Annotated in this window: 14 protein-coding genes, 1 tRNA gene and 1 pseudogene; 2 read left to right on the top strand and 14 right to left on the bottom strand. The window is 35.1% G+C overall.

Annotated elements, in window-relative coordinates; all coding sequences use genetic code 11:
• Nucleotides 1-14 precede the first annotated feature (14 nt).
• The 8 genes and pseudogenes from LCX93_RS04215 to LCX93_RS04175 form a co-directional block, all read right to left on the bottom strand.
• Nucleotides 15-269, bottom strand: a pseudogene (locus tag LCX93_RS04215) (GDP-mannose 4,6-dehydratase); the annotation flags it as partial.
• The gene (locus LCX93_RS04210) at nt 266-706 is read right to left on the bottom strand and encodes a HepT-like ribonuclease domain-containing protein (protein WP_226068820.1); all 441 of its coding nucleotides are present in this window, start codon (nt 704-706) and stop codon (nt 266-268) included. The gene LCX93_RS04210 and the pseudogene LCX93_RS04215, both read right to left, overlap by 4 nt.
• Nucleotides 699-986, bottom strand: coding sequence for a nucleotidyltransferase family protein (locus tag LCX93_RS04205; RefSeq protein WP_226068818.1), 288 nt, complete (start codon nt 984-986; stop codon nt 699-701). Before LCX93_RS04205 ends, LCX93_RS04210 begins: the two co-directional genes overlap by 8 nt.
• Nucleotides 987-1,171: 185 nt before the next feature.
• Complete coding sequence (locus tag LCX93_RS04195) at nt 1,172-2,263, bottom strand: NAD-dependent epimerase (protein WP_226068815.1); 1,092 nt, start codon at nt 2,261-2,263, stop codon at nt 1,172-1,174.
• 12 nt (nt 2,264-2,275) lie between these two features.
• Nucleotides 2,276-3,445, bottom strand: coding sequence for a nucleotide sugar dehydrogenase (locus tag LCX93_RS04190; protein WP_226068813.1), 1,170 nt, complete (start codon nt 3,443-3,445; stop codon nt 2,276-2,278).
• A 308-nt stretch (nt 3,446-3,753) separates the two neighbouring features.
• Nucleotides 3,754-4,194, bottom strand: a complete 441-nt coding sequence (locus LCX93_RS04185; RefSeq protein ID WP_226068811.1) for a hypothetical protein — start codon at nt 4,192-4,194, stop codon at nt 3,754-3,756.
• A gap of 83 nt (nt 4,195-4,277) precedes the next feature.
• Nucleotides 4,278-5,627 carry an RNA-binding domain-containing protein gene (locus LCX93_RS04180; protein WP_226068809.1) on the bottom strand — a complete coding sequence of 450 codons (1,350 nt, stop codon included), beginning with the start codon at nt 5,625-5,627 and terminating at the stop codon, nt 4,278-4,280.
• Nucleotides 5,608-5,916: a MarR family EPS-associated transcriptional regulator gene (locus tag LCX93_RS04175; RefSeq protein WP_226068808.1), complete on the bottom strand. Its 309-nt coding sequence runs from the start codon at nt 5,914-5,916 to the stop codon at nt 5,608-5,610. Before LCX93_RS04175 ends, LCX93_RS04180 begins: the two co-directional genes overlap by 20 nt.
• Before the next feature lie 319 nt (nt 5,917-6,235).
• Between LCX93_RS04175 and LCX93_RS04170 the strand changes: the two genes are divergently transcribed.
• Nucleotides 6,236-6,484, top strand: a complete 249-nt coding sequence (locus LCX93_RS04170) for a ComEA family DNA-binding protein (RefSeq protein WP_226068807.1) — start codon at nt 6,236-6,238, stop codon at nt 6,482-6,484.
• Between the two features lie 191 nt (nt 6,485-6,675).
• On the opposite strand, the gene LCX93_RS04165 is transcribed toward LCX93_RS04170, so the two are convergent.
• Nucleotides 6,676-6,751 (bottom strand) — tRNA-Phe (locus tag LCX93_RS04165).
• A gap of 782 nt (nt 6,752-7,533) precedes the next feature.
• Here LCX93_RS04165 and LCX93_RS04160 point away from each other — a divergent pair.
• Nucleotides 7,534-7,782: a ComEA family DNA-binding protein gene (locus LCX93_RS04160; RefSeq protein WP_226068806.1), complete on the top strand. Its 249-nt coding sequence runs from the start codon at nt 7,534-7,536 to the stop codon at nt 7,780-7,782.
• A gap of 135 nt (nt 7,783-7,917) precedes the next feature.
• Here the strand turns inward: LCX93_RS04160 and LCX93_RS04155 are convergent, their stop codons facing one another.
• The 5 genes from LCX93_RS04155 to LCX93_RS04135 form a co-directional block, all read right to left on the bottom strand.
• Complete coding sequence (locus LCX93_RS04155; protein ID WP_226068805.1) at nt 7,918-8,343, bottom strand: Uma2 family endonuclease; 426 nt, start codon at nt 8,341-8,343, stop codon at nt 7,918-7,920.
• Nucleotides 8,344-8,356: 13 nt separating this feature from the next.
• Nucleotides 8,357-8,740, bottom strand: a complete 384-nt coding sequence (locus LCX93_RS04150; RefSeq protein ID WP_226068804.1) for an IS1 family transposase — start codon at nt 8,738-8,740, stop codon at nt 8,357-8,359.
• A gap of 64 nt (nt 8,741-8,804) precedes the next feature.
• On the bottom strand, nt 8,805-8,981 hold the full coding sequence (locus LCX93_RS04145) for a helix-turn-helix domain-containing protein (protein ID WP_226065952.1): 177 nt from the start codon (nt 8,979-8,981) through the stop codon (nt 8,805-8,807).
• A 160-nt stretch (nt 8,982-9,141) separates the two neighbouring features.
• On the bottom strand, nt 9,142-9,945 hold the full coding sequence (locus LCX93_RS04140; RefSeq protein WP_226068797.1) for a DNA ligase: 804 nt from the start codon (nt 9,943-9,945) through the stop codon (nt 9,142-9,144).
• Nucleotides 9,942-10,700, bottom strand: coding sequence for a glycosyltransferase family 2 protein (locus LCX93_RS04135; RefSeq protein ID WP_226068795.1), 759 nt, complete (start codon nt 10,698-10,700; stop codon nt 9,942-9,944). Before LCX93_RS04135 ends, LCX93_RS04140 begins: the two co-directional genes overlap by 4 nt.
• Between the last annotated feature and the right edge of the window lie 152 nt (nt 10,701-10,852).

The raw sequence follows: 10,852 nt of genomic DNA, 5'->3' as shown, positions 1-10,852 counted from the left end.
AAACTTCTATACCATTTTACAAACTTATGCTTTTTATATTTTGTTGAATTTATTATCTTTTCTTCTATATTTCTTGCCTCTGCGTTGTCAGCCGAAGCTAAAGCATCGGTTCCTTCTATACCAAATTCTTTTAGTCTTGTATGTTTAAGGTTTACATCATAGTAGTTATTTATATTATCTATACCTACAACTTCATCACCGCGTTCAAGTTGTTTTTTTGCTAAGTGGTAGCCTATAAAGCCTGCTGTTCCTGTTACTAATATTTTCACTTTAGCTCCATTAATTTTTTTACTACAAAATTTAAGTATTTGTTATCTTCCATAAAGGATTCGATAAGTTCTTCTTTTAAGTCTACATCTATTTTACTTATCAGTTCTAAAATAACATTTTTAATATCATCTAATTTTTGATGTATTATCTCCCATACAGTATTTTGATCTATTCCAAAATATCCATGGATAATGCTATTTCTAAAGTCTACAATTCTTCTATAATCATTATTCAGTAAATTATCTTTGAGTAAATATTTACTAGCTTCGCCTATTATTTCAAACTCTCGTATCACGCTATCCCATGAACGAAAATCATACAGTAAACTCTCAACATTATCAAATTCACTAGAAACTTTTTCAATTTTTAAAATTGCAATATAAATATCAAAGATAAACAGTTCAATATCTCTATCAACCTTATTTATATCAAACATATATAAAATCTTTTTTTATTCTGTTTTTTATAAATGTTTTCATAGAATCAAAAGTTCCCATATCTACAGGTTTTTTTAAACTCATAGATAAAAATTCTTTCGCCTTAAAAAGGTCAAAAGCATCTTTTATTTTCATTTTTAAAACTGCTATATCTACATCACTATCTACAGTATCAGTACCTTTTGCTACACTACCAAACACAGCAAACTCTTCTATGCCATACTTCTCTTTTAGTACTGGTTTTAGTGTTCTAAGCTTATTGATTATTTCACTGTTCATATTATCTAGCCTTTTTAACTATCACTATTAAAGATATCAAGTATATTCTCAAATCTATTAGCTATTATACCATCACTCTACTTTTTCTGGAATGATGTCCAGTGCTACGACTTCGTTATTTTGTGCAAGAAGTAAACCGTTACTTAAGCCGACATATCCTGTTCCTGCTATTGCTATTGCTATTTTCATTTCTTTTCTCCGTAAAAACTTCTATACCACTTCACAAACTCTTTTATACCATCTTTTAACTCAGTATCTGGCTTATAACCAAAATCTTCTATAAGTCCACTCACATCCGCATAAGTACTCACCACATCGCCATCTTGCATAGGCATGAAATTTTTCTCTGCTTTTTTACCGAGTGCGTCTTCTAATGTCTCTATGAATGTCATAAGAGGGAGTGGTGCATTGTTTCCTATGTTGTAGATTTTGTAAGGAGCCGATGAGCTGCTTATTTCTGGCTCTTTTGCATCCCATTTCTCATTTGCCTGTGCCGGGTTATCTATCACTTTTATGATACCATCTACTATATCGTCTATGTAGGTGAAGTCTCTACTCATTTTCCCGTTGTTAAATACTTTTATAGCTCTATCATTTAAGATAGCATCCGTAAAGAGCATAGGAGCCATGTCCGGTCTGCCCCATGGTCCGTAAACAGTGAAAAATCTTAGTCCTGTTACATGTATACCATAAAGGTGTGCATAGGTATGTGCCATCATCTCATTGCTCTTTTTGGTTGCTGCGTAAATACTTACCTGATGTTCTGTTTTATCTGTTGTTTTAAAAGGCTGTGATTGATTGAGTCCATATACAGAAGAGCTGGAGGCATAAGCCAAGTTTTTTACACCGTTATGCCTACAGGCTTCCAGTATGTTCATAAAGCCCACTACATTACTCTGTATGTAAGCATGAGGATTTTCCAGCGAATGTCTTACTCCGGCCTGTGCAGCAAGATTCATCACCGCATCAAATTTTTCTAGTTCAAAAAGTTTATAAACTGCTTGGGTATTTGATAAATCAAGTTTTACAAACTTATGCTTTTTATATTTTGTTGAATTTATTATCTTTTCTTCCATATTGCTTGCCTCTGCGTTGTCAGCCGAAGCTAAAGCATCGGTTCCTGTTATACCAAGCTCTTTTAGTCTTGCATGTTTTAAGTTTACATCATAGTAGTCATTTATATTGTCAATGCCTACTACTTCATCACCACGTTCAAGTAATTTTTTTGCCAGGTGGTACCCTATGAAGCCTGCTGTTCCTGTTACTAGTATTTTCATTCTTTTTTGTCCTCAACTATCACTATTAAATATATCACGAGTATAAACTTTATCTTTCACATCTAAAACATCTTCACTCAATCTATTCGCTACTATTATATCACTTATGCTTTTAAACTCATCCAAATCTTTTATGACTCTTGAGTTAAAAAACGACTCCTCTTTCATTACCGGCTCATAAATTACCACCTCAACACCTTTGGCTTTTATACGTTTCATGATGCCCTGAATGGCTGAACTTCTAAAGTTATCTGAGCCTGATTTCATGGTAAGTCTGTAAATGCCTACGACTTTAGGGTTTAGTTTCAAAATCGACTCTGCTATGAAATCTTTTCTAGTACTGTTTGCTTCTACTATGGCACTTATTAAGTTACATGGAACATTTTCATAGTTTGCTCTTAATTGTTTTGTGTCTTTTGGTAAACAGTACCCACCATACCCAAAACTCGGGTTATTGTAATGCGTACCTATACGTGGGTCAAGGCCTACACCTTCTATAATCTGTCTCGCATCTAAGTTGTGTGTTTGTGCATAACTATCTAGCTCATTGAAATATGCTACTCTCATAGCTAAGTAAGTATTTGCAAAGAGTTTTATAGCCTCTGCCTCTGTAGAATCGGTAAATAAAATATCTATATTTTCTTTTATGGCTCCTTCTGCCAATAAGTTTGCAAAAGTCTCTGCGCGTTTACTCTTTTCGCCTACTATGATTCTACTCGGGTAGAGGTTATCATGGAGTGCTTTTCCTTCTCTCAAAAACTCCGGAGAAAAGATGATGTTTTCAGTGTCAAATCTCTCTCGTAAGCTTTTTGTATAGCCTACCGGAACGGTAGATTTTATGACCATTGTCGCATCTGGATTTATCTCCAGTACATCTTGCACAACATACTCTATGGTTTTCGTATTAAAGTAGTTAGTATCAGGGTCATAATCAGTTGGTGTAGCTATGATGATAAAATCCGCACCCGTATATGCCTCTTTTTTATCTAAAGTAGCTTTGAAATTTATGTCGTCTTTTTTTAGGTACTCTTCTATCTCTTTGTCTTCTATAGGACTTATTTTCTTCTGCAGCATTGCCACTTTTTCAGGAATGACGTCGAGTGCTACCACTTCATTATTTTGTGCTAAAAGTAAACCATTTGACAAGCCCACATACCCTGTACCTGCTATTGCTATTTTCATTGTTTTTCTATCCCCTTCATTTATATCAATGCTTCATCAGCCGGCACTGAAGTACCGGTTCCAATGCGACACTGTTTCTTCGGAACCCAGACTTCAGTCTCAATGCCATTAAGTTAAGAGAATTAATACTTTCTCGGAACCGGTACTTCAGTGCCGGCTGTCGCAGTACTCTTGCCAATCTCAGCCCGGACTGAAGTCCGCGTTCCAAGAGAATGCTACTTAATGGCATTGAGACTTCAGTCTGGGTTCCGAGAAGACTTGTAAGCTCTATGGCTGCTTCTTTTCTAAACTCGTCGAATTCGAAGGGTTTAAAATTTTTCATAGCTTGACCTTTTTCCTTCTTGACGAACTATAGAAAAATCTTTACTGCCATTATTATCAAGATAAGCTTTAAAAAGTTCAACAATCTTTTCATCTTCTAGTTTTCTTAAATCATTTTGCAATATAAAGGGTGTAAACAATTCTTTGAAAATTTGTTCATTTTCCCAATACTCTGCTATATACTCGTCCTCAGATACTTTTTTTATCAAATAAAATATTATCTCATTGACAATATCTCTTTTATGTGAAATTGCCCACGGTTCATGCTCTCCAAAACCTTCAATTTCTTCTTCAACTAAATCTGGAGAAAACTGAAAAAATGCTTCTTGTACTTCGTCTAATATATCAAATCTCTTTGCTTGATCAAGTAAGTATTCCACTTCTATTATCTGTTTTGGCGTGTATTTATACAATTCATATAAAGTCATATTCTACTGCCTCTTGTGCTTATTAATCTTATTGCTTGCATAATATCTTCACTCACTTTTTAAGCTCTTCTATAAGAAATATTTTATTTTGTTTTTGCATAATACCCACCTGTTTTCTTACTACCTTTAAATTCTATGTGACCTTGCTCTTTTAGTTGTTTTATCCATCTCTCAATGGTTCTTGTTGTTACTTGATTAAAATGTTCTTTTATAGCTGAAACTCTAAGGGGTTGATTGGCTTCTATAAATGCTTTTAATTCATTTGTTCCGACATTTGTTCCGACATTTGTTCCGACATTTGTTCCGACATTTGATATTTTTTGTTTATACAGTGTTACTTTAAATCCGTTTGAAACCTCTTCAAACTTTGGTTCTACAATATTATGCTCTTTGCAAAGTCTTTTTATGCGACTTATTCCTGAACCGTATTTTTCTATAAGTCCACACTCTTTAAACATTAGAGCTAGAAGTTTATTTCTAGTTTTAGATTCATAATTATTTGAAAGCAACTGCTCTACTGTTAGATTATCATAAAGAGCACCAGAGTTATAGAACTCTATTTTATCATCAAATATTTTGATGATACTATCACTGCTACAGCGATAGTCTCTATGCACTATCATATTTAATACTACTTCACGAATCGCATCTAAAGGGTAGTCATATCTCTCTTCCCTTTGTGGATTCCCAGTGATAATATACTCTACCATCAAATGCTTTCGCAGAAAAATTATCAACTCATCTACTTCTGTTAAAATATCTGTATTGAGCGAAATACTGTCTATAATATCTGTCTGAGTTTTAAACCTTCCTGCCTGCACACCAGAAATCAAACAAAAATCTTTCACAAAAAGCAAATATGCACCAAAAGTGATGTTGTCTTCTCGAACAAGTCCATATTTTTGTAAAACTTGCATAGGATTTTCATCGAAAGTTTTATTGAAGTTTTTTTCTATTTTTTGAATAAACTTATTTACTTTTTCTAAACTTATATCACTAAAGTTCTGCATAGTATCTACATAGTAATCCCACGAACTGTTCTTGGTTTTAAGGTACTCATTTGCTATCTCTTCCATACTCATAAGATGGTTAGAGTTTGCTTTTCGTAAATAGTATCTATTTTTATAGCTGATAGGTTTTATGGGGTATTCTTTTACATCTATAACTGCTATGTTTTTATCGTCTACTGATTCTATCTCGATATCAGGTATAACAGAAGGTGATGTGCTTAATTTTATCTGGTTTAGCCAGTTTTTCAAACTCTCTTTATTAACATCTACACCTAAAATATCACCACTGTCACTCACTCCTATTAAAATCTTACCGCCTTTAGCATTGGCAAAAGCAACAACAGAAGATATGACCTCTTTTTGAAATGAAGTTTTAAATTCTATATATTGGTTTTCACCCTTTTTAATGAGTTGTGTAATCATTTTCCAACTCTTTTTGCAGTTCTTCATATTCCGCTTTTTTTCTGGCAATGAATTTTTTTGTGAGGTCTATTTTGGCTTTTATACCATCTTCTGTCAAAAGGTATTTGTACTGGTTTTTATGTTTGTTTGCGAAGAAATTTTCAGCTTTTACCAAGCCTTTTTCTATGAGTGCTTTGAGAACATAGTTTACTTTTCCGACACTGAGGCTCAGTTCATGCGCCAAACTTTTTTGACTTTTTGAGTTTTCTATTTTTCTAAGTACATTCAGTGTCAGTTCATCATTTTGCAATATGGTATTCCTAAATATTTTTCATTAAAATAAGTTTTTAAAATTCATTTTTTGAATTATAATCTTTTTTTACTTATAGAGTTATAAAATGTTGACTTTCATTTTAGCCACCCTTCGGAATCGGTACTTTCTATGCTAAAGGATGACTTCCGAAAAAACACACTCCTCGGAATCGGTACTTCAGTGCCGACTAACAATTCAAGATTCCAGAAATACCCATTACTATCAGAAACCCACACAATATTCTGACAATTTACAATAAAATTTGCTAAATAATATTTTTTTATATATACTGTTCCAAATTAAAAAAAGGATCCCCATGAAATTTTTAGCTATATTAGCCATAAGTGCTACACTGCTCTTGAGTGCAGTAGACATAAACAATGCAAGCAAATCAGAGTTGACAACACTCAGCAGCATCGGTGCGAAAAAGGCTGAAGCAGTTTTAGCCTACAGAACAAATCACTGTTTTAAAAATGTAGATGATTTAACAGCAGTCAAAGGCATCAGTACGAAAACCGTAGAAAAGAACAGAGCCAAACTAATGGTAGGAAAGTGTAAAAAGTAAGTTATTTTTTCATTTTAAGGTCAGAGTTTTCTTTTTAAACCCATCCGGAATCGGTACTTTCTATGCTAAAGCATGACTTGTAAGAAAAACTAAATTTTTTCTGTAGTGCCGACTATTTCCAAATCTTACTAAAAGCAAACGGCGGTTCTCTTATGTTTTATTATTGATTTTTTGATTGCAACTTAAAGAGGTGGTGGCCTGTCTCGGAATCGAACCAAGGACACAGTGATTTTCAGTCACTTGCTCTACCGACTGAGCTAACAGGCCTTTATGAAAGAGTTGGAATTATAGTCATACTTAACTGAATAGTTGCTTAGTATGAAGCTTTTCGGCAGTTTTTTTCTTTTTTCTTTGTCTGAACAGCTTTTGTATAGTTTTTTTTAAAGCAATATTTCATATTTTTGAAACATTTTATAAATCCAAACCGGGTATTATATCCTACATATTTCGCCGTCGCTCGCCAACTCTCATGACACGCTCAGCCCGCACTGAAGTACGGGTTCCAAAGCAACTGCACATCCCCCGGAATCGGTACTTCAGTGCCGACTAACAATTCCAAATTCTTAAATACCTCATTTTCACCCAGATTTCACATAGTATTCTGACAATTTACAATAAAATTAGCTAAATAATATTTTTTTCTGTAGTGCCGACTATTGTAGCTTTCCTACCACTCTCAGCCCGCACTGAAGTACGGGTTCCAAAAAACAACAGCTCTCGGAATCGGTACTTTCTATGCTAAAGCATGACTTAGAAAAAAACTTTTGACTAAAGTCTTATGCCAAATTTCACTAAATGAAATTAGGTAAATTTTTTTCTGCAGTGCCGACTGTTGTTACTTGTCTGCCACTCTCAGCCCGCACTGAAGTACGGGTTCCAAAACAACTGTACATCACTCGGAATCGGTACTTCAGTGCCGACTAACAATTCCAAATTCTTAAATACCTCATTTTCACCCAGATTTCACACAATATTCTGACAATTTACAATAAAATTAGCTGAATAATATTTTTTTATGTATACTGTTCCAAATCAAAAAAAGGGTCCCCATGAAATTTTTAGCTATATTAGCCATAAGTGCTACACTGCTTTTGAGTGCAGTAGATATAAACAATGCAAGTAAATCAGAACTGACAACGCTTAACGGCATAGGTGCGAAAAAAGCTGAAGCTGTTTTAGCCTACAGAGAAAATCACTGTTTTAAGAATATAGATGACTTAACATCTGTAAAAGGCATTAGTACTAAAACAGTGGAAAAGAACAAGACTAACTTAATAGTCGGAAAGTGTAAAAAATAAGTTATTTACACTAAAGCTCTCCGGAATCGGTACTTCAGTGCCGACTGTTGTTACTTTCCTGCCACGCTCAGCCCGCACTGAAGTACGGGTTCCGAAGCAACTGCACATCCCCCGGAATCGGTACTTCAGTGCCGACTATTTCCAAATCTTGCTAAAATCAAACGGCAGCTCTTTGTTGCATTCGTCTATTTTAAAGACAACAACGGCATCACTGACATCACACATTTTTATATATTTTCCGTTTTGAAGCTGATACACTTTTGCATTTTCTTCTTCCGGATCGACTATAATGTAGTAGCTTACACCCTCTTTTTCATACAAATCATATTTTATGCCTCTGTCTTTTTTGGCGGTTGCTTTGGACAACACTTCAAAAATAATTTTTGGTGCCTGTGTTATGTATGCTTCATTTTTTGGTTCATGACATATTACACTGTTATCCGGTTGCACAACCGTGTCTTCTGCTATTTTCCAGTCCACAGGGAGCAAAACCTGACATTTTGTGCAATCTTGAAAAATACTTTTCAATTCCCATCCGATATTATTACTAATTTTTGGCACTGACTAAATAACCTTATTTACCAATATTTTTATTAACAAAGAACCAGGCAAGTCTATTATCAAGCCACTCATAACTTCTGGCATGGGCTTTTGTTCTTCTAACAAGATAAGAGATTTTATCTCTTATCTGAGAATTAAGGTTTTCAATCACATTGGTTATTTTGGATTTCTCCATACTTGCTTTAGATCCATAAATCTTATCATAGGAGAAACAACCGTCACAGTATATTTTATCTGTAGACGGGAGTTGTTGATTAAACTCAAAAAGCGCTCCTGCATTTTTATATCTTGAGAGATGATAAAAATAGAAATATTTTCCATGTTGTGTAACAGCTATAGATGCCCATAAATAGTATCTTTTTGACTTTTTACCTATGAATGTATACGGTTCATCCATTATCATGTATGTAAAGACTACAGGTGCCGATTTGATTCTGTTTGCAAAGTCGATATAAAGATCTTTATATTCGTTGAGTTTTTTTTAAATGGTATTGTACTGTACGCAAGTGCACCCCTAGTACTCTTGCTATCTTCCTTTGTTCCATCTTCTCTTCAAAGAGTTTATATATAAGTTCTATCTGCTCTTGTGTTAATCGTTTATATGGTCTGTATTTTCTTTCACTCTCTTTTACTGCCATGATAAAATCCTTCTTTATGAATTTTATCTTTTTAAGCAATTTCTGTTCTAGTTAGTCAGTGCCAAATTACTACTTTCCCGGAACCGGTACTTCAGTGCCGGCTGTTGCAATAATTTTGCCACTCTCAGCCCGGACTGAAGTCCGCGTTCCAAAAAAATGCTTAACTTAATGGCGTTGACCGTACCCGCATAAAAACAGGAAATCTCGGCTTACCGTATTTTGTAAACTCTTTATATTTAAAAGTAACAATATCCCCTGTTTTTGGCGGATTTCTTCTCTCTTCATCGCTAAATCCAGAACCAATTTTAAAAAGTGTGCCGTTTGGCAGTCTGCATTGCAAAGCACCCAAAACCCTGCTGTATTTTCCTTTGCCCTTTATGACGGCGACTACCTCACATTCACTGTCATGAAATGTTTTCACCTTCAATGCTTTACTTGTTCTTTTGTTGATATACGGTGCAAGCGGGTCACGAACGACCACACCTTCTCCTCCTTTTGCTTCTACTGTTTTTAAAAACTTTATCAAATCTGTTTTGTTTTTGACGGTATGCTGAGGAATAATTGTGATATATTTACCCTCATAGGGTTTCACCTTTTCAAGTCGCTGCAACAAACCGCCTTGAACATTCGGCACTTCAAAAATGCAGTGTTTTACTGTCTGCCATTGCGTACTCGGCACCCTGTCTCGTACAATACTGGAAATGTTTTCAAAATCACCCCTTTTCGTCCATAACTCACCATCAATAGCAAACGGCGGATAGTCTTGCAAAAACCATTTCGGTGCATGAATTATTTTACCGCCACGACTGACGAGATGCTTTCCATCCCAGTAAGCCCGTATGCCGTCAAGCTTTTCACTCACAAGCCAACCGCTGACATTTTGGTCTTTATAGGTTTGCAAAAGTAACAGCTTTGGCTTTGCTCCAAAAAGCAACAATGGCAATAGCAATAGTAAAAATTTCATGCTTTCATCTCTCTTTTTTGTTGCTCTAAAATTTTCCCAGCCAACTCATGTTGTATTAAAAGCCTTTTTTCTTCGCTGTTACATGTAAGCAACAGCTTTTTAAGCGCTTTTATTCTATATACATCCATATTTTTTCGAAACCCGAGTTGAGCATCATGCCCTGCATATTTTCTAATGAGTTTTTCATTGATAAGCCCTATTTTATGCTTACATGTAATGCGAAGCCACAGGTCATAATCTTCACATACTTCCAAATGCTCATCAAAAAGCCCTACTCTTTCAAGTAAGCTTTTATGAAGCATTACGGATGACGGAGCAATATTACAATATGACAGATTTTCCAAAAAAGCATCTTTTCCTATTTTTCTGTATTTTTTAGGTATTTTTACCGTAACGCCGTTTCTTACCCATTGCTCCTGCGTATAACTCATCAAAATATCCGGATTTGCTTTATGAAAATCTACCTGTTTTTGCAGTTTTTGGGGGTAAAATTCATCATCTGAGTCTAAAAAAGCTATCCATTCACTCTTGGCAATCTCTATACCTCGGTTACGGGCAGCAGAAACACCCCTGTTTTTTTGGTAAATGTATATAATATTTGGGAAATCTTTTTGTATGTTACATGTAGCATCAGTAGAACCGTCATCTATCACTATAATTTCTTTTGCTGTGTATGTTTGATCGAGTACTGATTTTATAGCTCTTTTTAGAAGTTTGTATCGGTTATAGGTTGGAATGATTACCGATATGTCCATTTTTTCACTCTCCTACCATGCTCAGCCCGCACTGAAATCGGTTCCGGAATCGGTACTTTAGTGCCGACTGTTGTTACTTTCCTGCCACTCCCAGCCCGCACTGAAGTACGGGTTCCGAAATACAGTGGCTCCCCGGAATCGGTACTTCAGTG

Source organism: Sulfurimonas sp. SWIR-19, from assembly GCF_020410885.1.
GTDB classification, from domain to species: domain Bacteria; phylum Campylobacterota; class Campylobacteria; order Campylobacterales; family Sulfurimonadaceae; genus Sulfurimonas; species Sulfurimonas sediminis.
This window is presented reverse-complemented; position numbering and strand designations above follow the sequence as displayed.

Coding starts and splice junctions, on each gene's coding strand:
- LCX93_RS04195 (WP_226068815.1), bottom strand. CDS start 2,263: ATGAAAATACTAGTAACAGGAACAGCAGGCTTCATAGGGTACCACCTG.
- LCX93_RS04185 (WP_226068811.1), bottom strand. CDS start 4,194: ATGACTTTATATGAATTGTATAAATACACGCCAAAACAGATAATAGAA.
- LCX93_RS04210 (WP_226068820.1), bottom strand. CDS start 706: ATGTTTGATATAAATAAGGTTGATAGAGATATTGAACTGTTTATCTTT.
- LCX93_RS04135 (WP_226068795.1), bottom strand. CDS start 10,700: ATGGACATATCGGTAATCATTCCAACCTATAACCGATACAAACTTCTA.
- LCX93_RS04160 (WP_226068806.1), top strand. CDS start 7,534: ATGAAATTTTTAGCTATATTAGCCATAAGTGCTACACTGCTTTTGAGT.
- LCX93_RS04145 (WP_226065952.1), bottom strand. CDS start 8,981: ATGGCAGTAAAAGAGAGTGAAAGAAAATACAGACCATATAAACGATTA.
- LCX93_RS04170 (WP_226068807.1), top strand. CDS start 6,236: ATGAAATTTTTAGCTATATTAGCCATAAGTGCTACACTGCTCTTGAGT.
- LCX93_RS04150 (WP_226068804.1), bottom strand. CDS start 8,740: ATGGATGAACCGTATACATTCATAGGTAAAAAGTCAAAAAGATACTAT.
- LCX93_RS04190 (WP_226068813.1), bottom strand. CDS start 3,445: ATGAAAATAGCAATAGCAGGTACAGGGTATGTGGGCTTGTCAAATGGT.
- LCX93_RS04180 (WP_226068809.1), bottom strand. CDS start 5,627: ATGATTACACAACTCATTAAAAAGGGTGAAAACCAATATATAGAATTT.
- LCX93_RS04140 (WP_226068797.1), bottom strand. CDS start 9,945: ATGAAATTTTTACTATTGCTATTGCCATTGTTGCTTTTTGGAGCAAAG.
- LCX93_RS04205 (WP_226068818.1), bottom strand. CDS start 986: ATGAACAGTGAAATAATCAATAAGCTTAGAACACTAAAACCAGTACTA.